We start from the raw sequence: 20,533 nt of genomic DNA, 5'->3' as shown, positions 1-20,533 counted from the left end.
GGGGTCAGTACCGTAGAGGGTATGACTTCCGGCCCCCTCCCCGTCAGCACTGTGCGTGCGCCCGGCTCCCAGCGCTCGCATCCCGAGGCTGCGGGTCGGCTGGCCGAGACGCTCCTTCCCGTGGCCCCGGCCGCCATTGACCGCCGGTCCGCCGAGCGCGCCGAGGCCTCCTTCCTCCCCGACGTGCTCCGCGCCTCAGGCACCGTCGCGCTCCTGGTCTCCCAGCGGCGGGCAGCCTTCGACGGCGCGCGGCTCGCGCTGATCCCGGCCAGGCTCCTGCCGGCCGCATGGCTCGAGGGGCTCGTCGTGTACCTCGGCCGCCTGGCCGAGGACGGCGCGGCGCATCCCGCGGGGGAGGGCGCGCAGCCGGGCGCCGACGTCGTCCTCGTCGCCCTGCCCGAGCCCGTCGAGCCCGCCGAGGGCGTCATGTCGGAGCCGGCCGTCCCAGCGCCTGGCCTGCTGCCCGACGGCACCCACTGGGCGGGCTTCCGGGAGGCCGGGGCGGGGCTCGACGCCGTTGAGGCGGCCCTCCTCATCGAGGCCACGGCGATCGCCAACTGGCACGAGGCCCACGTGCGCTGCCCCCGCTGCGGCACCCCGACCGACGTCGTGCACAGCGGCTGGGTGCGCCGCTGCCCGCAGGACGGCTCGGAGCACTTCCCCCGGACGGACCCCGCCATCATCGTCACGGTCGTGGGCCCGGACGGCCGGGTGCTGCTGGGCACGGGCGCGCAGATGCGCTCGACCATGTACTCGACCCTCGCCGGCTTCGTCGAGCCCGGCGAGTCCCTCGAGCAGGCCGTGGTCCGGGAGATCGCGGAGGAGGTGGGCGTGCGCGTCACGGACTGCCAGTACCTCGGATCCCAGCCATGGCCCTTCCCCGCCTCGCTCATGCTCGGCTTCACCGCCCGCACGGAGGACGTCGCCGCGGAGCCGGACGGCACCGAGGTCGTCCGCGCGCGCTGGTTCGAGCGCGACGAGCTCCAGGCCGCCGTCCTCTCGGGCGAGATCACGCTCCCGAGCCGGCTCTCGATCGCCCGCGCGCTCATCGAGCACTGGTTCGGCGGCCGCATCGCCGAGCCCGCGGGGACCGGCCGATGAGCTCCGGCGAGCCGGGCCTGATCGAGGAGGCCCCCCGCTTCCCCGAGGGCAGCCTCGAGCAGCGGCTCCTCGGCGGGCTCGACGAGGAGCAGCGTGAGGTCGCGACCACCCTGCACGGGCCGGTGTGCGTGCTCGCCGGCGCGGGCACGGGCAAGACGAGGGCGATCACGCACCGCATCGCCTACGGCGTCCACACGGGCGTGTACTCGCCGCAGCGGCTCCTCGCGGTGACGTTCACTGCTCGCGCCGCCGCCGAGATGCGCAGCCGCCTGCGCGACCTCGGCGTCGGAGGGGTCCAGGCGCGCACGTTCCACGCCGCAGCGCTGCGCCAGCTGCAGTACTTCTGGCCGCAGGCCGTGGGCGGCGCCGTGCCGGGCCTGCTCGAGCACAAGGCGCAGACCATCGCGGAGGCGGCGCGCAGGCTCCGCCTCACTGTGGACCGTGCCGCGATCCGGGACCTCGCCTCGGAGATCGAGTGGGCCAAGGTGTCCATGCTCACGCCCTCGACGTACCTCCAAGGGGCGACGGGCCGCGGCGAGCCCGGCGGGCTGCAGCCGCAGACGGTGGCGCGCCTCTTCCAGGCCTACGAGGACGTCAAGGTGGACCGGAACCTCATCGACTTCGAGGACGTCCTGCTCATCACGGTCGGCATCCTCCAGGAGGACCCCAAGGTCGCCGCCACCGTCCGGGAGCAGTACCGGCACTTCGTGGTCGACGAGTACCAGGACGTCTCGCCGCTCCAGCAGCGGCTCCTCGAGCTGTGGCTCGGCGGGCGCGAGGAGCTGTGCGTCGTCGGCGACGCGAGCCAGACGATCTACTCCTTCACCGGCGCGACCTCCGCGCACCTGCTCGAGTTCGGCAAGCGGCACCCGAGCGCCGCCGTCATCCGGCTCGTGCGGGACTACCGCTCGACGCCGCAGGTCGTCCGGCTGGCCAACGAGCTCCTCTCGGCCAGGCGCAGCGGCGGCCCGGCCGCGGATGCCCGCTGGGCCGAGCCCCTCCGGCTCGTCGCGCAGCGTCCCTCCGGGCCGGAGCCGGAGTTCGCCGAGTGCACCGACGACGAGGCGGAGGCCGCCGCCGTCGCCCGCCGCATCGCGGCGCTCATCGCCGCGGGCACCGAGCCCAAGGACATCGCCGTGCTCTTCCGCACGAACGGCCAGTCCGAGGCCTTCGAGCAGGCCCTCAGCGCCGCGGGCATTGGCTACCAGCTGCGCGGCGGCGAGCGCTTCTTCAACCGGCGCGAGGTCCGCGACGGCCTGCTCCAGCTCCGCGGCGCCGCGCGCGCCGACGCGGACGACGGCGTGCCGCTGGCCCAGCGGGTGCGCGACGTCCTGTCCTCGCTGGGGTACTCCGAGCAGGCGCCGACGGGAGGCGGCGCGACGCGCGAGCGCTGGGAGTCACTGGCCGCCCTCGTGGCCCTCGCGGACGAGCTCTCGGCCGCGCGGGGCGAGGGCTTCGGCCTGCCGGACTTCGTCGCCGAGCTGCAGGAGCGCTCCGCCGCCCAGCACGCCCCGGCCGTCCAGGGCGTGACGCTCGCGTCCCTGCACGCGGCCAAGGGCCTCGAGTGGGACGCCGTGTTCCTCGTGGGCCTGAGCGAGGGCCTCGTGCCGATCTCCTTCGCGGACACTCCCGTGACCGTCGACGAGGAGCGGCGGCTCCTCTACGTCGGCATCACGCGGGCCCGAGAGTTCCTGCACCTGTCCTGGTCGCTCTCGCGGACCCCGGGCGGGCGCGCCCACCGCCGGCCCTCCCGCTTCCTCGACGGGCTGCGCCCGGCGGGGGCCACCTCCGCGCACTCCCAGGGCGGGGCGCGGCGGGCCCGGCGCGAGCTCAAGGCCCCCACGGCCTGCAGGGTGTGCGGCACGATCCTCGCCACCGGCGCGGAGCGCAAGGTGGGCCGGTGCTCGAACTGCCCGCCGACGTACGAGGAGGCCACCTTCGAGGCCCTGCGGGCGTGGCGGCTCGAGCAGGCGCGCGAGGCCGACGTTCCGGCCTTCGTCGTCTTCACCGACGCGACCCTCACGGCCATCGCCGAGGCGAAGCCCTCGAGCCTCGGGGAGCTGTCCCAGGTCGCAGGGGTGGGCAAGGCCAAGCTCGACCGCTACGGCGAGGCCGTCCTGGAGCTGCTCCGTGACGCCTGAGACGACGCCCCGCGTCGAGGTGCGCCGCTCGGCGCGCCGGAAGAAGACCGTCTCCGCCTTCTGGGAGGGCGGGACCGCGGTCGTGGCGATCCCGGCCGCCTTCACGCGCGCCCAGGAGGCGCACTGGGTCGAGCGCATGGTCACGCGGCTGAGAGAGGACACGGCACGGCGCAGCGGGCCCGCCGGCGACGAGGCGCTCCTGGCCCGAGGGCGCGAGCTCTCCTCGGAGTACCTCGGCGGACGGGCGCGCCCCGCGTCCATCCGCTGGGTCACGAACCAGCGGCGGCGCTGGGGCTCCTGCACGCCCTCGCAGCGCACCATCAGGCTCTCGCACGAGCTCCAGGGCATGCCCGGCTGGGTCGTCGACTACGTGATCCTGCACGAGCTCGCGCATCTGCTCGTCTCCGGCCACGGGCCGGCCTTCTGGCGCCTGCTCGAGGGATACCCGCGGCTCGACGAGGCCAAGGCGTTCCTCGCGGGGGTCGCCTTCGCGGGGACACGGCCCGGAGGGCCTCCGGGAGGGGGCGCGGACGACGGCGGCTGGGGCCTTATCGACGACGAGGAGCAGGTCTAGACTCTCGCCCATGAGCGAGCTCCCAGCCAGCTACAGGAAGTACCTCGAGGGCCGAGACCCGATCTTCATCGACACCGTGCGGCCCGTCCTGCTGCAGTCGGCGGCGGACCAGACGGCGGGTGTCCGGATCGTCCTGGACCCGCACCTGCTCCAGGCCCACATCGACGAGCGGATCCCGTACGGGCAGATCATCGAGGACGTCGACTAGCCGCAGGGCCGCCACGGCGATCCGCTGTGGCGGCCCTGCGGCCGTCTGCATCGTCTGGATTTCTGCTGGACATCTGCCCCGGGACGACGCCTAGGCGCCCTTGCCCGCGGAGCCGCCCTCGTCGTCGTCCGCCGGGGCGTCCTTGCTGCCAGTGCTGTCGGTGCCCTCGTCCCCGGCCTCGGCCGGGGTGTCGAAGCCGCCGGCGAGGAGCTTCGCGAGGGCCTCGTCCACCTCCGAGTCCTTGGCCTCGGCGAGCGAGCGGCGGCCCGAGAAGCCCTTCGGGTCGTCGAGGTCCTCGGCCGTGGGCAGGAGGTCGGGGTGCTTCCAGATGGCGTCGCGGCCGGCGATCCCGCGCTCCTGCGACAGCGAGTGCCACAGGACGGCGGCATCGCGCAGCCGGCGGGGCCGCAGCTCGAGGCCCACGAGGGACGCGAAGGCGTGCTCGGCGGGACCGCCCGTCGCGCGGCGGCGGCGCACGGCCTCGCGGAGGGCCGGCGCCGAGGGCAGCACGCGCTCGGTCGCGGCGGCGGTGAGCTCGTCGACCCAGCCCTCGACGAGCGCGAGGGCCGTCTCGAGCTTGGCCAGGGCGGCGTCCTGCTGGGGGGTGCGCTGCGGCATGAACACGCCGCCCTGCAGGGCCTCCTGCATCGACTCGGGGTTGCTCGGGTCGATGTCCCGCGCGAGCTCCTCGATCCGGGAGACGTCGATGTGGATCCCGCGGGCGTAGTCCTCGATCGTGCCGAGCAGGTGGCCGCGCAGCCACGGCACGTGCATGAACAGGCGCGCGTGCGCCGCCTCGCGCACAGCGAGGTAGAGGCGCACGTCCCCCTCCGGGAGGCCGAGGCCCTCGCCGAACTTCGCGACGTTGGCCGGAAGGAGCGCCATCTCGAGGTCCACGAGCGGCACGCCGATGTCGGAGGAGCTCACGACCTCGCCCGAGAGCGCGCCGATCGCCGCGCCGAGCTGCATGCCGAAGATCGCCCCGCCCATGTTGGTCAGCATGCTCGAGGCGCCGCCGAGCAGGCCCTTCATCTCCTCGGGCATCTGCTCCGAGAGGGCCGTGGAGAGGGCCGTCGCGATGCTGTTGGCGACGGGCTCGGTGAGCCGGCGCCACGTTCCCATCGTGGCCTCGATCCATTCGGCGCGGGACCAGCCGCGGCCGATCAGGCCCGTGGACGGGAAGTCGGTGGCCTGGTCGAGCCAGAGCTCGGCGAGGCGCAGCGCCTCGTCGACGTCGCGGTTCTGCGTCCCGGAGACGGAGGGGTCCTTCGCCGCGGCCGCCGTGCGGCGCGCGTGGTCGTGGGCGAGCTGCCAGTTCACAGGGCCCTCGCCCGCGGGGGCGGCCATCATGGACTGGACCTGCTCGAACATCTGCCGGAGGACGGCCGGATCGCTCGGCAGGCCCGCGGCCTTGGCGATCTCGGTGGGATCGATGCCGCCCTGGCCCCCCATGAGCTTGCCGAAGAGCTCGGACAGCGGGTCCTGAGGCTCGTCGTCGTGGCCCGAGGGCTTGTCTGGAGTGGTCATGGTGCCGCCGATCACTGCGTCTGGATGGGGAGGGACACCCTCACGGTACCGCGGGCCAGCACACGTGTCTGCGGCGGGCAGGCCCCTTTCGCTGTCGGCACACAGGGGGCACACGGAAGGGGTTCAGGACGATGGCCTAGGCTGTCATGAGCCACGGCGGAGGAACCCGCCGCCAGGCACGGGCAGATTCAGGCAGGCGAGGGGGAACGGGCGCGTGGGCAGCAGGGGATTCGCAGCGGCGGTCAGCGGGGCGGCGGCGCTTGTGCTGGGGCTGACGGTCGCGAACGTCCCCGTGCCGTACGTCGTCGAGATCCCCGGGCCGACCTACAACACGCTCGGCGAGACAGGCGGGAAAGAGGTCGTCACGGTCTCTGGCCGCGACTCGTACGACGCCGGCGGGAACCTCGACATCACGACCGTCTACGTGCACGGCGGGCCCAACACGGACGTCGGCCTGCTCGAGCTCGCCCGCTCGTGGTTCGACCCGACGGTGGCCATCCTCCCCGAGCGGGTCGTCTACCCGCCGGACGTCACGCGCGAGGACGTCGCCCAGCAGAACGCGGCGCTCATGCAGGATTCAGAGGGCACGGCCGTCGCCGCGGCCCTGGGCGAGCTGGGGATCCCGTTCACCCAGCACCTTGACGTGGCCGCGATCCTCGAGGACTCGCCCTCGGCCGGCCGCCTCCGGGAGGGGGACCGGCTCGTGAGCGTCGGCGGCCGGGCCGTCGGCTCCCTGGCAGACGTCCAGGACGTGCTCGCGGCGGGCGGCGGCGCGCCGGTCGCCGTCGTCGTCGAGCGCGACGGCGGCGAGGCGACCGAGACCGTCACGCCCACGCGCCGCGACAACCGCTGGGTCATCGGGGTCGGGATCAGCTACAGCTTCGAGTTCCCGATCGACGTGCAGTTCGAGCTCGGCAGCGTGGGCGGGCCGAGCGCGGGGATGATGTTCGCGCTCGCCGTCCTCGACAAGCTCACCCCCGGGGACCTGACGGGCGGGCGGCACGTGGCCGGGACGGGGTCGATCGGGCCGGACGGCAAGGTCGGCTCGATCGGGAGCATCGCGCAGAAGCTCCAAGGGGCCCGGAGCGCGGGAGCCACGCTGTTCCTTGCGCCGGAGGCCAACTGCGACGACGTCGTGGGGCACATCCCGGAGGGGCTCGCCGTCGTGAGCGTCAGGACGCTCGCGGACGCACGGGCCGCCGTCGAGGGCTATGCCCGCGGCGAGGACCCTGCGGGCATGCCCCAGTGCACGGCTGGCTGACCCACCTGCGGGCCGACGCCGAATCGTTACCGTGGCCGGTTCCCCGCGCGGGAACTGCGGCGCTGGGCCGCGCGTGCTTGACTTAGACCGGCACGCCCTGCGCGCCGCACCGACCGCGCTGGTCCCGAGAGTGGACCGGCACCGACACAGCTCCCGACACCGCACCGACAACGAGGTACACCGTGACATCGCGTCCCGCAGGCAGCTATAGCCCACCCCGCCGCAGGAGGGGGGCGCTCATCCCGACGCTCGTGATCGCGGGCATCCTCGTGGTCGGATTCGTCTTCCTCGCCCAGCTGTGGACCGACGTCCTGTGGTACGAGCAGCTCGGTTTCCTCGAGGTGTTCGTCCGGCAGAACATCGCCCGGGGGACGGTGTTCCTCATCGCGGCGCTCGTCATGGCTGTCTCCATCTACGCCGCCATGCGCATGGCGTACCGGGCCCGTCCCGTGTACGCCCCCGACGGCGGCCCGCAGGACCCGCTGAGCCGGTACCAGGAGCAGCTCGAGCCCGTCCGGCGCATCGTCATGGCCGCCGTGCCGATCGTCTTCGGCCTCTTCGCCGGGGCCGCCGCGGCGAGCCAGTGGCAGAAGATCGCCCTCTTCTTCAACCAGGAGCCCTTCGGCGCCACCGACCCCCAGTTCGGGCTCGACTTCAGCTTCTACCTCATGACCCTGCCGTTCCTCGGGACCCTCGTCGGGTACCTGCTCGGCGTCGTGGTGATCGCCGGGATCGCGGGGCTGCTCACGCATTACCTCTACGGCTCGATCCGGATCAGCGAGAGCGGCGTCTACACCGCGCGGCCCGCCCAGCTGCACCTCGCGATCTCGGGCGCCGTCCTGCTCGCGCTCATCGCGGCGAACTTCTGGCTCGACCGCTACAGCTCGCTCTACAGCTCCGCCGGGCGGGTCTCCGGCGCGCTCTACACCGACGTCAACGCCGTCATACCGACGAAGGCGATCCTCGCCATCGCGGCCGCGATCGTCGCCGTCCTGTTCGTCGTGGCGGCCGTCGTGGGCCGCTGGCGCCTGCCGCTCATCGGCACGGCCATGCTCGTGATCACGGGAATCCTCGCGGGCGGCGTGTACCCGTGGGTCATCCAGCAGGTCCAGGTCCGCCCGTCCGAGCAGAACGTCGAGCGGCCCTACCTCAAGCGCAACATCGACCTGACCCGCGCGGCCTACGGGCTCGACCAGGTCGAGGTCCAGGACTACCGGGCCACGACCGACGCGACCCCCGGCGCGCTCCGCGAGGACGCGCAGACGACGGCGAACATCCGCCTCCTCGACCCGACCCTCGTCTCCTCGACGTTCCAGCAGCTCGAGCAGTACCGTCCGTACTACCAGTTCGCCCCCTCGCTCAACGTTGACCGCTACACGATCGACGGCAAGCTCCAGGACACCGTGATCGCGGTCCGCGAGCTCAACCCGCAGGGCCTCTCCCCGAACCAGCAGTCCTGGTACAACAACCACATCGTGTACACGCACGGCTACGGCGTCGTCGCCGCCTACGGCAACAAGTCGTCGGTCGAGGGCAAGCCGGTCTTCATGCAGTCCGGCATCCCGTCCACGGGCGTGCTGGGGACGGACGACAGCTACGAGCCGCGCATCTACTTCGGCGAGTACTCGCCCGAGTACTCGATCGTCGGCGCGCCCGACGGCGCCCCGGCCCGCGAGCAGGACCGTCCCCAGGGCGGCGCCGGCGAGACCCAGTACACCTTCGAGGGCGACGCCGGCCCCAACGTCGGCAGCCTCTTCAACAAGCTGCTCTACGCCGTGAAGTTCCAGAGCACGGACATGCTCTTCTCCGACGGCGTCAACGCCGAGTCGCAGATCCTCTACGACCGCAACCCGCGCGAACGCATCGAGAAGGTCGCGCCGTACCTCACGATCGACGGCAATGTGTACCCCGCCGTCATCGACGGCCGGGTCAAGTGGATCGTCGACGGGTATACGACGAGCCAGTACTTCCCGTACTCCCAGCAGCAGCAGCTCCAGCAGGCCACGGCCGACTCCCAGACCGCGGCCAACCGCTCGAGCCAGCTGCCGGCGTCGACCGTGAACTACATCCGCAACTCGGTCAAGGCCACCGTCGACGCCTATGACGGGTCCGTGACCCTCTACGCGTGGGACGACCAGGACCCGCTGCTCAAGTCCTGGCAGAAGGTCTTCCCGAGCACGGTCAAGCCCATCTCCGAGATGTCCGCCGGGCTCATGAGCCACGTGCGCTACCCAGAGGACCTCTTCAAAGTCCAGCGCGAGCTCCTCGGCCGCTACCACGTGACCGACCCTGACCGCTTCTACAACAACAGCGACGTCTGGAGCGTCCCGAACGACCCGACGGTCACGACGGCCGGGGTCAAGCAGCCGCCCTTCTACATGAGCCTGAAGATGCCGGACCAGGAGGCGCCGGCCTTCCAGCTCACCTCGAGCTTCATCCCGCAGATCGTCGAGGGCGGCACCTCCCGCGAGGTCATGTACGGGTTCCTCGCCGCGGATTCCGACGCCGGCAGCCAGGCCGGGGTGAAGGGCCCGGAGTACGGGAAGCTCAGGCTCCTGCAGCTGCCCACGGACACCCTCGTGCCGGGCCCCGGACAGGTGCAGAACAAGTTCAACTCCGACCCGACCGTCTCCCAGGCGCTCAACCTGCTGCGCCAGGGCGCCTCGGACGTGCTCAACGGCAACCTCCTCACACTCCCCGTGGGCGGCGGCCTGCTCTACGTCCAGCCGGTGTACGTGAAATCGACGGGCACGACCTCGTACCCGACCCTGCAGCGCGTGCTCGTGGCCTTCGGTGACAAGATCGGCTTCGCCCCCTCGCTCGACGCCGCGCTCGACCAGCTTTTCGGTGGCGACTCGGGCGCCGCGGCCGGTGACTCGGACAAGAATGGCCAGGCCCCGGCCCAGCCGCAGCCGCCGACCGGTGACGGGACCGCGGACGCACGGGCGGAGCTGAGGACGGCCCTCTCTGATGCGAACCAGGCCATCCGGGACGGGCAGACGGCCCTCGCCGCCGGCGACTTCGCCGCCTACGGCGAGGCGCAGAAGAGGCTCTCCGCGGCGCTCCAGCGGGCGCTCGACGCCGAGGCGAGGGTCTCGGCGGGCGCGGGTACCCCCGCGGCGCCGGCCCCCACGGCCCCGGCTCCCACCGCATCGCCCACTCCGAGCCAGTAGCCGCGCACCCCGCGGGCCCGCCCCGGGCGGGTCCGCGGGGACGGATTTGGCCCCGCGTTCGCCTGTTGGTAATGTTGTCTGTGCGCCGCGGGGTGGAGCAGTTCGGTAGCTCGCTGGGCTCATAACCCAGAGGTCGCAGGTTCAAATCCTGTCCCCGCAACTCATGCGAAGGCCCCGGTCCGTACGTCGGACCGGGGCCTTCGCGCATGCCCCGGGGCCCGCGGTCCCGCGGCAGGGGCCTAGAGCTTGTCCAGATCCGCCTCGTCCACGGCTGCGGAGGACGCTTTGGCGCTGTCCCCACGGCCGATCGCGGCGGGGGAGGAGCCCTGCTTGAGGGCCGCGAGCCGGGCCTCGATCTCGGTCTGCTCGCCGAGGTCCTCGAGCTCGTTGAACTGCGCGTCGAGGCTGCTCGCGGCGAGCTCCTGCTGCCCGCGGACCTTGGCCTCCTCGCGGCGGATCTTCTCCTCGAAGCGGCTCACCTCGCTCGTGGGGTCCATGATGTCGATGCTGCGCAGGGCATCGTGCACCTGCGCCTGCGCGGCAGCGGTCTTGCTGCGCGCGACGAGCTCGTTCCGCTTGGCGGTGAGCTGGTTGAGCTTGTTCTTCATCTGCTCGAGGCCGCTCTTGAGCCGGTCCACGACCTCGGTCTGGCTCGCGATGCTCGGCTCGGCGCTGCGCGCCTCGTTCTCCGAGGAGATCTGGCGCTGGAGCGCGACCTTGGCGAGGTTGTCGAACTTCGCGGCGTCCGCGTCGTTGCCGGCGTTCCGGAATTCGTCGGCCTTGCGGGAGGCGGCGAGGGCCTTGTTGCCCCAGTCCTGGGCTGCCTTGACGTCCTCGGCGTGGTCCTCCTGGAGCATCCGCAGGTTGCCGATGGTCTGGGCGATCGCGGACTCGGCCTCGGCGATGTTGTTCGTGTAGTCGCGGACCATCTGGTCCAGCATCCGCTGCGGGTCCTCGGCCTGATCCAGCAGGGCGTTGATGTTCGCCTTCGCGAGCTGTGCGATCCGACCGAAGATGGACTGCTTTACCATGGTGCTCCCTTTCGTTGGTGGAACGTTCGCTGTGTTCGCACGGCCTAGAAGCTGCCGCCGTCGCCGCCGAAGTCTCCTCCGCCGCCGAAGTCTCCTCCGAATCCCCCGCCGTCGCCGCCCCAGCCGCCGCTGAAGCCGCCGCCGTCGCCCCAGCCGCCTCCGCCGTGGTGGTGGCCCCCGCCGGAGAGGATGGAGTTGATGATGATGCCGCCGAGGACGGCTCCGGCTATCCCGCCGCCGTCCCGCCGTCCGCCGAACATGCCGCCGTAGCCCGGGCCCCCGCCCCAGCCCGAGCCCGCGAAGCTGTCCACGTCCTGCTGCGCGATCTGCCCGGCCTGGGAGGCCAGCGCGTTCGCCTGCTGCGCGTAGGCGAGGGCCGTCGTCGGGTCGCTGCGCGAGATGGACAGGGCATAGTCGAGGTTGCGCTGCGCCTCGGCGAGGCGAGTCCTGGCCTCGGAGCCGACGCCGCCGCGCCGGGCCGCGATGTAGTCGCTCGTCGCGGAGATCTGCGCCTGCGCGCTCATGATCGCCTGCTGGAGCGAGGCCTCGGCCCGCTGTTCCTGCTGCTGCCGGTCCCGGACGGCGGAGAGCGCGTCGTCGAGCTGCTCGTGCGCCTTCTCGGTCCGCTCGAGGAGGGCAATCGGGTCGACCTTGCCCGCGTCGAGCTCCCGGCGAACCTCGGCGAGGGCGGCCTCGACGCCGGCGACGGTCGTCTCAAGTCCCGCGTGCTGTCGGGAGGAGGCCATCGCCTTGGCCTGCGCGAGGTCCGACTGGGTGTCGGCGAGGGCCGCCTCGAGCCCGTGCTTGGCCGTGTCGAGCGACGTGGCGGCCTTGTCGATCGCGTCGAGGAGCACGCGGCCCTGTTGGAGCGCCTGCTCGGCCGCCCGCACGGCGACGGCGGCCTGGCCGGTCTCGCCGGTCTGGAGCAGCTCTCGGGCCCGGGCCGAGGCGTTGTCGACGAACGCCAGCCGCTCCGCGGCCTGGCTGACATTGTCCGCCACCTGGTCCACGGACCGTCCCGCGTAGTGCTCGCGGAGGGCTGCGAGGGCGGCCTCCGCCGTGACGAGCCGGGCGTCGGCCTCGGCGGCCCCCGAGTCCACGGTCTTCAGGGCCCCCGGCGCGTTCCGCTCGAGCTCGCGGAGGGCGTCGAAGTCCGCCTTCTGCTCGGCGAGGGACTGGATCGCGGCCTCGGAGCGGCGGATGATGTCCCCGAGCCACGTGCGCTGCTGCTCCTCCGTGTCCGGGATGTGGTCGTCGAGCTGCTGCTGGAGCTTGAAGGACTCGCTCAGGTGCGTCCGCGCCTCGGCGAGCGCCGCCGTGAAGGCCGCGACGGCCTCGGACCCGTAGGAGGCCTCGGCGAAGGCCAGCTCCTGCTCGCTCGAGCGGACGGCGTCGTCGGCCCTGACGAGCAGGCCGTTGGCCTTCGTGCGGAGCTCGGGCACGCTCATCGCGGCGAGCGGGTCGAGCTCCCCCTGGCCGGGGCCGAGGGATCCGGGGGCGCCCTGCTTCACCGCGGCCTTCCGGCGGCGCGCCAGGACGTAGGCCCCCGCGGCTCCCACGGCGAGGAGGCCGCCGCCGATGAGCCACGGCGCGGCGCCCGGGCCGCCAGAGGAGACCTCGCCGCTGCCGCCGCCTGCGGCGTCGCCCACCGCCTTGGCCGTGTCCACCGCCGCCTGGGCGAAGTCGGGGTTGCCGCCCGTCAGGTTCGGCACGATGGCGTTCTGGATGATCGCGGCGCGCTTCGAGGAGAGCTGGGTGTTCCGGCTGCTGGTCGCGAGCTGGTACTGGCCGCTCGTGGCGACGGCGAAGAGGACGTCCTGGGCGCCCATGCCCTTCATCCTTGCGACGGCGTCCGCCCAGCCGGCCCTGTCGCTGGGATTCGTGAAGGCGTCCACGATCACGACGTAGAGGTTGACGCCGTGGTCCGCGCGGAGCTCGTCGATCGCACCCTCGACCTCGCCCGCGCGGCCGCCGAGGGATCCGGTACGGTCGACGATGTTGGTGCCGGAGGGGATCGTGACCGGGTCCGTCGCCCATCCCGGGGCAGCGGGCAGGAGAACGAGCAGGACCGCCGCGAGGGCCGTCAGGAGAGTCTTCCGCGTCGAACGCATGGCGCAACCCTTCGCTCCGCCCGGGGGCGTCGGCCCCGGGTCCGCACCGCCCCCTCGCGCGTGGCGCAGCGGGGGCTGGCACGTCACCTCGATTCTATGGGCCGCCCCTGCCGGCGCGTCAGCGCTCCCTTCCGCCCGAAGCGAAACAGCCTGAAGGGCTATCGGGAAGCTCCCAGCGAACTTCCAGAGAACAGAAGCGTCAGGCACAGCTTGTGGAGGCATAGTGGTAGCAGTTCAGGAAAGGACGCGAGTGATGAACGAGACCGATGCACCCCGTGACGACGACGCCCGCACCGTGAGCGGCCCGCAGCGTGCGGCTGGCGAGGGCGGGGAGCGCGCGACGGCGGCCGGCTCGACCGAGCGGATGCCCGCGCAGGGCTTCGCCTGGCCCCAGCAGCCCTCCCAGCCCCCGCAGGGCTATGGCAGCAACGGGCCGCAGGCTCAGCCCGGCCAGTACGGCAGCAGTGCGCAGTCGGGGCAGTTCGGCCCCCGGCCGCAGGGCTACGCCCAGGGCTATCAGGCTCCCGGCCAGCAGCCCCAGGGCTCGTCCTTCTACCGGCCGGGCCCGAGCACTTCCCCGCAGCAGGGGCGGCGCTGGGGGACCGGCGTCCTCGTCGGCGGGATGCTCGTCGCCGGGCTGCTCGGTGGCGGCGTGGCCGCGGGGAGCGCGGGCCTGCTCGCCCCCCAGGCGACCGGCACGTCGTCGACCGCCCAGAGCGCGCCGATCATCGTCAACAACCAGGACAGCGTCAACGCCGTCACGGCCGCGGCCGCGAAGGCCGCGCCGAGCGTCGTGACGATCGGGGTCACCGCAGGCAACTCGTCTGGCACCGGCTCCGGCGTCGTGATCGACGACCAGGGCCACATCCTCACGAACACCCACGTCGTGACGCTCGACGGCCAGGCGGCCAACCCGTCCATCGAGGTCCGTGCGAGCAACGGCTCGGTGTACAAGGCCACCCTCGTGGGCACGGACCCGCTCTCCGACCTCGCCGTGGTCAAGGTCGACGGCGCGCAGCTGCCGGCGGTCACGTTCGGCGACTCCTCGAAGCTCAACGTCGGGGACATCGCCGTGGCCATCGGCGCGCCCCTCGGCCTGGACAACACGGTCACCGACGGCATCGTCTCGACGCTCAACCGGACCATCTCCGTCGCGTCCTCAGCGGCCCCCGAGGGCGGCGACAACTCCCAGGGCAACGGCAAGGACGACTTCCAGTTCGCGCCCCCCGGGCAGGGCCAGCAGCCCAGCGGCGCCCGGAACAGCGTGAGCATCAACGTCATCCAGACGGATGCGGCCATCAACCCCGGCAACTCCGGCGGAGCCCTCGTCGACAGCAAGGGCCAGCTCATCGGCATCAATGTCGCGATCGCCTCGGCGGGCTCAGGGGACGCGAGCGGCACGGCCGGCAACATCGGCGTGGGGTTCAGCATCCCCGCCAACTACGCCCACCGCATCGCCGACGAGATCATCGCCAAGGGCAAGGCCAGCCACGGGCAGCTCGGCGTGTCGGTGCGCCCGCACGCGGCCAACGGCACGAGCTCGTCGTTCTCCTCGGGGGCGCAGGTCGAGGAGGTCACCGGGGGTGGGGCGGCCGACACGGCGGGCATCCGCAGGGGCGACGTCATCACGGGCTTCGCCGGCCGGCACATCGGCGACGCGAGCGAGCTCACCGCGGCCGTCCGCGAGCAGGCCGCCGGGGCCACCGTCAAGGTGACGCTCGAGCGCAACGGCCAGGCAATGGAGCTCGACGTGACCCTCGGCGGAGTCTCGTAGCGGGCCCGCGGAAGCGTCCCGCCGACACAGGACGTCAAAAAGAGCAGGCGCGGGGCCGGGGCGTGTGGTTAGCTAGGGCGTGCCCGGCTGCCGCATGCCGCGGGCCCGCTTCGGCGTGCCCCGCCCGGCGGACGGGTCGCATGTGTGCCGCGGACCCTCCGCGGCCGAAGCGGCGAGTATGGAAGGCCATGGACCGTGGGAGACACCCTCAAGATCGTCGTGCTGGTCAAGCACGTCCCCGACGCGCAATTCGACCGTCACATCGGCGCTGACCGCACCCTCGACCGCTCCGAGAGCATCCTCTCCGAGCTCGACGAATACCCCCTCGAGGCGGCACTGCAGCTGAGCGAGGCCCGGGGCGGGGAGAAGGCCGGCAACGAGGTCATCGCGCTCACGATGGGCGGCCCCGACGCCGCGAACGCCCTGAAGAAGGCGCTGCAGATCGGCGCCGGCTCCGGCGTGCACCTCACCGACGAGGCGCTCGCTGGCTCCGACGCGGCCGCGACCTCCCTCGCGCTCGCCGCGGCCATCCGGCACCTGGGCGACGTGGACCTCGTGATCGCCGGCATGGCCTCGACCGACGGCGAGACCTCTCTCGTCCCCGCGCAGCTCGCCGAGCGCCTCGGCCTGCCGCAGCTGACCTTCGCCTCCTCGCTCGAGGTCGAGGGGCGCACCGCGCGGATCCAGCGCGACGGGGATGGCCACTCCGAGACCGTCGAGGCCGAGCTGCCCGCAGTCGTCTCGGTCACGGATCAGATCAACGAGCCCCGGTACCCCAACTTCAAGGGCATCCTCGCGGCCAAGAAGAAGAAGATCCGCACGCTCTCGCTCGCCGAGATCGGCGTCGACGCAGGGCAAGTCGGTGCCGTCGGCTCGCTCACCGCCGTCGAGTCGGCCGAGCCCCGCCCGGCCCGCACCGCGGGCACGATCATCACGGACGAGGGCGACGCCGGCGTCAAGCTCGTCGACTTCCTGGCCGCCCAGAAGCTCATCTGAGGGAGAACCCCATGACTGCCGAAACTTCCGCCTCCGCGGCGAACGTCCTCGTCGTCCTCGATGCCCCGGGCGAGTCCCTCAGGAAGGCCCAGCTCGAGCTGCTGTCCGCCGGCCGCATCGTCGGCGGGATCGCCGTCGCCTCGACCGGCCCTGTCAGCGACGGCGTCCGCGCCCAGCTGGCCGAGTACGGGGCCTCGACCGTATTCGTGCCGGAGGGTGCCGACCTGTCGGAGTACCTCGTCGGCCCGACCGCCGCATGGCTCGCCGACGTCGTGGCCGCTGCGTACGCCGGCGGAACCCCCATCACGCACGTCCTGTTCGACAACTCGCCGGCCGGCCGCGAGGTCGCTGCGCGGCTCTCCGTCCGCCTGGGCGCGGGCGTCGTCACCGATGTCGTCGCCCTCGAGGCCGACGGCGTCGGGCACAAGTCCGTCCTCGCCGGCTCCTACGAGGTCCGGGCCCGCGCGACGACGGGCGTCGCGATCTGGACGGTCAAGGCGAACATCCTCGAGGCGACCCCGGCGCCCGCCGGCGCCACGGCCGAGGCCGTGGCCGTCCCCGTCCCCCAGGACTCGCTCGCCCGCGCTGCCCGCGTCACCGCCCGCACCGAGAAGCCCGTCTCCGGGCGCCCCGAGCTGACCGAGGCGCGCGTCGTCGTCGCCGGCGGCCGCGGCACCGACGGCGACTTCGGCCCGATCGAGGAGCTCGCCGACGCGCTCGGCGGCGCTGTCGGCGCCTCGCGGGCCGCGGCCGACGCCGGCTGGGTCAGCCACGACCTGCAGGTCGGCCAGACGGGCAAGACCGTCTCGCCCCAGCTCTACATCTCGGCGGGCATCTCCGGCGCGATCCAGCAGAAGGCCGGCATGCAGACCGCCAAGGTCATCGTCGCGGTCAACTCGGATCCCGAGTCCCCCGTGTTCGAGATCGCGGACTTCGGGATCGTCGGGGACCTCTTCGACGTCCTCCCGCAGGCCACGGCCGAGATCAAGCGGCGCCGCGCCTGATGGCAGAAAGCCCCTTCGACCCGGAGCGTCACGCAGTGCGCCGGGTCGTCGCCTTCGGTGCCCACCCGGACGACCTCGACTTCGGCGTCTCCGGGACCGTCGCGGCCTGGTCCGCGGCGGGCGTCGAGGTGCACTACTGCATCATGACCGACGGCGACGCCGGCGGCTTCGACCCGGCGCACCGGGCCAGCATCGTCGCGATGCGCCATGAGGAGCAGCGCGGTGCCGCGGCCCTCGTCGGCGTCGAGGACGTGCACTTCCTCGGCTACCGCGACGGCTACCTCGAGCCCACGCACGAGGTGATGCGCGACGTCGTCGAGCTCATCCGGCGCGTGCGGCCCGACGTCGTCGTCGCGATGCACCCCGAGCGGAACTGGGACCGGATCCAGAAGTCGCACCCGGACCACCTCGCCTGCGGCGAGGCGGTCACGCGGGCGATCTACCCCGCGGTCGAGAACCCGTTCGCGTACCCGGAGCTCGCGGAGGCGGGCCTCGACGCGTACCGGGTCCCGTGGCTGTGGCTCTACGCGGGCCCGGCCGAGCGGATCAACCACCGCGTGGACGTGAGCAAGTTCGTGGACACCAAGATCGCCGCGCTGCAGGTGCACATCAGCCAGCACCCGGACGTCGAGTCGATGGAGGAGTCCGTGCGCTCGCGCATGCGCGCCGCGGCCGCGGCGGAGGGACTGCCGGAGGGATCCTCGGCCGAGGAGTTCCACGTCGTCTCGGTCAACAACCCGGACACGATCGCGGGCTTCTGACCCCATCCTCCGGCGCGCGGGCCCCCCGGGGCCCGCGCCAAGGGGCCTCAGCCCTGGGCGCCCGCGAAGCCGTTCTGGCGCCACGCCTCATAGACGGCGATCGAGGCCGCGCTGGCGAGGTTGAGCGACCGCCGGGAGGGCTGCATCGGCAGCCGGAGCCGCGCGGTCACCCGCGGATCGGCCAGGACGTGCTCGGGCAGGCCCACGGACTCGGGGCCGAAGAGCAGGACGTCGCCGGGCTCGTACGCGACCTCTGCGAACGGCGTCTCGCCGTGGGACGTGAAGGCGAAGACGCGCGCGGGCAGAAGGGCCGCGAGGGCGTCGTCGAGCGTCCGGTGGACTGTCACGACGGCGAGGTCGTGGTAGTCGAGGCCGGCCCGGCGCAGCTTCGCATCCTCGAAGTCGAAGCCGAGCGGCTCGACGAGGTGGAGCTCGCAGCCCGTCACGGCGGCGAGGCGGATGGCGTTGCCCGTGTTGCCGGGGATCTCGGGCGTGTAGAAGAGGATGCGGAACACGCCCTCCATCCTAGGCGGCTCCCGGTGCCCCTGGGCTCAGTGCAGCCCCGTCAGCAGCCGCGCGAGGGCGGGGACGAAGACCGTGTTCGGCTGGGGGCCGGACGCGAGGAAGAACCTGAGCTCGCGCGCGAACTTGGCCGGGTTGAGGGGCTCGATGATCCCCTCAGCGCCGCGGCGGACGTCGATCACGGGCTCGTGAGGGTTCTCGCCCTGGGTCTGCACGAGCACGAACCCCTGCACGTTGAGCTCCGGGAACAGGTCCTGGAAGTGCCTGACCTGCTCTGCGAGCCGCGGGGGCGCCACGACGCGGCCGCCGTGCAGCAGGTGCGCGCCGTCCCACGCGTAGTTGCCGCGCGGGACGAGCATCGAGTCGATGAGCGCGAGCCGGTAGCCGGCCAGCACGGCGTGGGCGATGTGGCTCGAGTCGACGGGGGAGCGCAGGCCGTTGAGCAGCCGCGCCGAGGGGATCTCGGCGAGCACGTGGCGGCGGATGAGCGCTGCGGTGCGCATCTCGCGCTGGATCCGGGCCTCCGCGCCGAAGAGCCCGCGCCGCCGGGGCTGGCCGTGCTCCGGGCGGGCCGCGAGCTCCGCCGGGACGAGGGGCGTGGCGCCGGGGACGAAGGGGGGCTCGTACACGGCGGGCTCGCCCGCGAGGTTCCGCTGGCCGGGGGCGCGGCCGCGGGCCTGGGCGCGGAATCCGGCGGCGGGAGCGGACGACGGCGTGGTCCCCGGCCCGGCGGGGCGGGCCGCCTCGCGCCGGGGAGGCTGGGTGGAGGCCGAGAAGTAGCTGCGGTCGTAGGCGGCACGCCGTGCGGGGTCGGAGAGCACCTCGAAGGCGAGGGCGACCCGGTGGAACTCCTCGGCGTCGCCCCCGTGGTCAGGGTGGTGGGTCCTGGCGGCCTTCCTATAGGCGCGCTTGACGTCGTCCGGCGACGCGGTGACGGGGACGCCGAGCACCTCGTAGTGGGAGGGTACGCGCGCCGTCATGCGTCCATCCTAGGCGGCGGGCCCGAGCGGACCCTGTGAGCGGGCGCGGGGCCAGGGTGGGCCCGGCGCGCAGGCCTGCGTACCGGATGGCTAGAGTGGAGGTGTGCCTGTCTACCTCGATCACGCGGCCACGACGCCCGTGATGCCGGCGGCGCTCGCGGCGTACACGGAGCAGATCGCCCGCGGCGGCAACCCCTCCTCGCTGCACGCGGTGGGGCAGGCCGCGCGGCGCGCCCTCGAGGACGCGCGCGAGTCCCTCGCCGCCTCGCTCGGGGCGCACCCGACCGAGGTCATCTTCACCTCGGGCGGCACCGAGGCGGACAACCTCGCCGTGAAGGGCCTCTACTGGGCCCGCAGGGCCGAGGAACCGCGGCGGCGACGCATCCTGTGCTCGGGCATCGAGCACCACGCTGTCGCCGACACGGTCGAGTGGCTCGCGGCCCACGAGGGGGCCGAGGCCGTGTGGCTGCCGTGCGACGCGGCCGGAACGACAAGCCTCGAGGCGCTGCGCGCCGAGCTCGCCCGCGAGCCCGAGACGGTCGCGCTCGTGGCGCTCATGTGGGCCAACAACGAGGTCGGAACCGTCCAGCCCGTGCTCGAGGCCGCCGCCCTCGCGGCCGAGCACGGCGTGCCCGTGCACTCCGACGCCGTCCAGGCCTTCGGCCACCTCCCCGTCGACGTGGCCTCCTCGTCCCTCGCGACGGTGGCCGTGAGCGGGCACAAGGTCGGCTCCCCGGTGGGGACGGGCGCGCTCGTCGTGCGCCGCGACGTCGTCCTTACGCCCGTCCAGCACGGCGGCGGACAGCAGCGCGGGCTGCGCTCTGGCACGCTCGACACCGCGGGGGCGGCGGCGTTCGCGGCCGCGGCGGCCGAGGCCGTGGCCGTGCTGACCGAGGAGGCCGCCCGCCTCGGCCGGCTGCGGGCCGCGCTCGTGGACGGCGTGCTGCGTGCCGTGCCGGACGCCGTCCTGAGCGGCCCCGGCCCCGGAGCCGACCCCGCGACCCGCCTGCCCGGGATCGCCCACTTCACCTTCCCCGGCTGCGAGGGCGACTCGCTCCTGTTCCTCCTCGACATGGCGGGCATCGCGACCTCGACAGGCTCGGCGTGCACGGCCGGCGTCCCGCGCCCCTCCCATGTGCTGCTCGCGATGGGCCGCGGCGAGGAGCAGACGCGCGGGGCGCAGCGCTTCAGCCTCGGCTGGAGCTCGACGCAGGACGACGTCGACCGCCTCGCCGCGGCGATCGGGCCCGCCGTCGCGCAGGCCAGGGCCGCGGGACTGGCGGGCCGGGAGAGCGCGATCGAGACCGCGAGCACCCGGGGGCGGCCGCGGGGGTAGGCGCACCCGGCCAGCAGCCCATCCCGGAGCCCG

General features: G+C 73.1%; 16 protein-coding genes and 1 tRNA gene. 12 read left to right on the top strand and 5 right to left on the bottom strand.

All coding sequences use genetic code 11. The annotated features are described in order from the left end of the window. Positions 1 to 21: 21 nt before the first annotated feature. From nudC to ACUYMY_RS12070, 4 genes are read left to right on the top strand one after another with little or no spacing between them, the layout of a single operon-like run. Complete coding sequence (gene nudC / locus ACUYMY_RS12085; RefSeq protein ID WP_481703790.1) at positions 22 to 1,101, top strand: NAD(+) diphosphatase; 1,080 nt, start codon at positions 22 to 24, stop codon at positions 1,099 to 1,101. Further along, the gene (locus ACUYMY_RS12080) at positions 1,098 to 3,242 is read left to right on the top strand and encodes an ATP-dependent DNA helicase UvrD2 (RefSeq protein ID WP_481703789.1); all 2,145 of its coding nucleotides are present in this window, start codon (positions 1,098 to 1,100) and stop codon (positions 3,240 to 3,242) included. Before nudC ends, ACUYMY_RS12080 begins: the two co-directional genes overlap by 4 nt. Beyond that, entirely contained in the window at positions 3,232 to 3,816 is a 585-nt protein-coding gene (locus ACUYMY_RS12075; RefSeq protein ID WP_481703788.1) for a M48 metallopeptidase family protein, read from the top strand. The genes ACUYMY_RS12080 and ACUYMY_RS12075 overlap by 11 nt, the downstream gene beginning before the upstream one ends. Before the next feature lie 10 nt (positions 3,817 to 3,826). After that, entirely contained in the window at positions 3,827 to 4,024 is a 198-nt protein-coding gene (locus ACUYMY_RS12070; RefSeq protein WP_481703787.1) for a hypothetical protein, read from the top strand. Positions 4,025 to 4,114: 90 nt separating this feature from the next. On the opposite strand, the gene ACUYMY_RS12065 is transcribed toward ACUYMY_RS12070, so the two are convergent. Next, complete coding sequence (locus ACUYMY_RS12065; RefSeq protein ID WP_481703786.1) at positions 4,115 to 5,551, bottom strand: zinc-dependent metalloprotease; 1,437 nt, start codon at positions 5,549 to 5,551, stop codon at positions 4,115 to 4,117. Between the two features lie 214 nt (positions 5,552 to 5,765). Between ACUYMY_RS12065 and ACUYMY_RS12060 the strand changes: the two genes are divergently transcribed. The 3 genes from ACUYMY_RS12060 to ACUYMY_RS12050 all read left to right on the top strand — a co-directional run bounded on the left by ACUYMY_RS12060 (position 5,766) and on the right by ACUYMY_RS12050 (position 10,145). Beyond that, positions 5,766 to 6,812 carry a YlbL family protein gene (locus ACUYMY_RS12060; protein WP_481703785.1) on the top strand — a complete coding sequence of 349 codons (1,047 nt, stop codon included), beginning with the start codon at positions 5,766 to 5,768 and terminating at the stop codon, positions 6,810 to 6,812. 182 nt (positions 6,813 to 6,994) lie between these two features. Next, positions 6,995 to 9,985 carry a UPF0182 family membrane protein gene (locus ACUYMY_RS12055; protein ID WP_481703784.1) on the top strand — a complete coding sequence of 997 codons (2,991 nt, stop codon included), beginning with the start codon at positions 6,995 to 6,997 and terminating at the stop codon, positions 9,983 to 9,985. 86 nt (positions 9,986 to 10,071) lie between these two features. After that, positions 10,072 to 10,145: transfer RNA gene (locus tag ACUYMY_RS12050), tRNA-Met, on the top strand. 79 nt (positions 10,146 to 10,224) lie between these two features. Here the strand turns inward: ACUYMY_RS12050 and ACUYMY_RS12045 are convergent. Continuing rightward, positions 10,225 to 11,016 (bottom strand): PspA/IM30 family protein, encoded by a 792-nt coding sequence (locus tag ACUYMY_RS12045; protein ID WP_481703783.1) that lies wholly within the window; start codon positions 11,014 to 11,016, stop codon positions 10,225 to 10,227. Between the two features lie 44 nt (positions 11,017 to 11,060). Further along, positions 11,061 to 13,127 carry a TPM domain-containing protein gene (locus ACUYMY_RS12040; protein WP_481703782.1) on the bottom strand — a complete coding sequence of 689 codons (2,067 nt, stop codon included), beginning with the start codon at positions 13,125 to 13,127 and terminating at the stop codon, positions 11,061 to 11,063. 253 nt (positions 13,128 to 13,380) lie between these two features. Here ACUYMY_RS12040 and ACUYMY_RS12035 point away from each other — a divergent pair, with 253 nt between their 5' ends. The 4 genes from ACUYMY_RS12035 to ACUYMY_RS12020 all read left to right on the top strand — a co-directional run bounded on the left by ACUYMY_RS12035 (position 13,381) and on the right by ACUYMY_RS12020 (position 17,662). Further along, positions 13,381 to 14,901: a S1C family serine protease gene (locus ACUYMY_RS12035; RefSeq protein WP_481703781.1), complete on the top strand. Its 1,521-nt coding sequence runs from the start codon at positions 13,381 to 13,383 to the stop codon at positions 14,899 to 14,901. Between the two features lie 195 nt (positions 14,902 to 15,096). Next, positions 15,097 to 15,897, top strand: coding sequence for an electron transfer flavoprotein subunit beta/FixA family protein (locus ACUYMY_RS12030; RefSeq protein ID WP_481703780.1), 801 nt, complete (start codon positions 15,097 to 15,099; stop codon positions 15,895 to 15,897). An 11-nt stretch (positions 15,898 to 15,908) separates the two neighbouring features. Then, positions 15,909 to 16,901: an electron transfer flavoprotein subunit alpha/FixB family protein gene (locus ACUYMY_RS12025; protein ID WP_481703779.1), complete on the top strand. Its 993-nt coding sequence runs from the start codon at positions 15,909 to 15,911 to the stop codon at positions 16,899 to 16,901. After that, positions 16,901 to 17,662 (top strand): PIG-L deacetylase family protein, encoded by a 762-nt coding sequence (locus ACUYMY_RS12020; protein ID WP_481703778.1) that lies wholly within the window; start codon positions 16,901 to 16,903, stop codon positions 17,660 to 17,662. The genes ACUYMY_RS12025 and ACUYMY_RS12020 overlap by 1 nt, the downstream gene beginning before the upstream one ends. A gap of 47 nt (positions 17,663 to 17,709) precedes the next feature. Here ACUYMY_RS12020 and ACUYMY_RS12015 read toward each other — a convergent pair whose 3' ends face one another. Both ACUYMY_RS12015 and ACUYMY_RS12010 read right to left on the bottom strand, forming a co-directional pair. Further along, positions 17,710 to 18,177: a tRNA (cytidine(34)-2'-O)-methyltransferase gene (locus ACUYMY_RS12015; protein ID WP_481703777.1), complete on the bottom strand. Its 468-nt coding sequence runs from the start codon at positions 18,175 to 18,177 to the stop codon at positions 17,710 to 17,712. Between the two features lie 36 nt (positions 18,178 to 18,213). Then, positions 18,214 to 19,164, bottom strand: coding sequence for a J domain-containing protein (locus ACUYMY_RS12010; RefSeq protein ID WP_481703776.1), 951 nt, complete (start codon positions 19,162 to 19,164; stop codon positions 18,214 to 18,216). 103 nt (positions 19,165 to 19,267) lie between these two features. On the opposite strand from ACUYMY_RS12010, the gene ACUYMY_RS12005 reads away from it, so the two are divergent. Further along, the gene (locus ACUYMY_RS12005; RefSeq protein WP_481703775.1) at positions 19,268 to 20,500 is read left to right on the top strand and encodes a cysteine desulfurase family protein; all 1,233 of its coding nucleotides are present in this window, start codon (positions 19,268 to 19,270) and stop codon (positions 20,498 to 20,500) included. The last annotated feature ends 33 nt before the right edge of the window (positions 20,501 to 20,533 follow it).

The organism is Sinomonas sp. T428B (assembly GCF_056780155.1).
The sequence above is the reverse complement of the archived record's forward strand: the minus strand, read 5'-3'. Positions and strand labels throughout refer to the sequence as shown.

Bases quoted from the DNA above. Each gene is read 5' to 3' on its own strand.
- ACUYMY_RS12065 (WP_481703786.1), bottom strand. From the start codon at position 5,551: ATGACCACTCCAGACAAGCCCTCGGGCCACGACGACGAGCCTCAGGAC.
- ACUYMY_RS12025 (WP_481703779.1), top strand. From the start codon at position 15,909: ATGACTGCCGAAACTTCCGCCTCCGCGGCGAACGTCCTCGTCGTCCTC.
- nudC (WP_481703790.1), top strand. From the start codon at position 22: ATGACTTCCGGCCCCCTCCCCGTCAGCACTGTGCGTGCGCCCGGCTCC.
- ACUYMY_RS12080 (WP_481703789.1), top strand. From the start codon at position 1,098: ATGAGCTCCGGCGAGCCGGGCCTGATCGAGGAGGCCCCCCGCTTCCCC.
- ACUYMY_RS12035 (WP_481703781.1), top strand. From the start codon at position 13,381: ATGAACGAGACCGATGCACCCCGTGACGACGACGCCCGCACCGTGAGC.
- ACUYMY_RS12040 (WP_481703782.1), bottom strand. From the start codon at position 13,127: ATGCGTTCGACGCGGAAGACTCTCCTGACGGCCCTCGCGGCGGTCCTG.
- ACUYMY_RS12020 (WP_481703778.1), top strand. From the start codon at position 16,901: ATGGCAGAAAGCCCCTTCGACCCGGAGCGTCACGCAGTGCGCCGGGTC.
- ACUYMY_RS12010 (WP_481703776.1), bottom strand. From the start codon at position 19,164: ATGACGGCGCGCGTACCCTCCCACTACGAGGTGCTCGGCGTCCCCGTC.
- ACUYMY_RS12045 (WP_481703783.1), bottom strand. From the start codon at position 11,016: ATGGTAAAGCAGTCCATCTTCGGTCGGATCGCACAGCTCGCGAAGGCG.
- ACUYMY_RS12070 (WP_481703787.1), top strand. From the start codon at position 3,827: ATGAGCGAGCTCCCAGCCAGCTACAGGAAGTACCTCGAGGGCCGAGAC.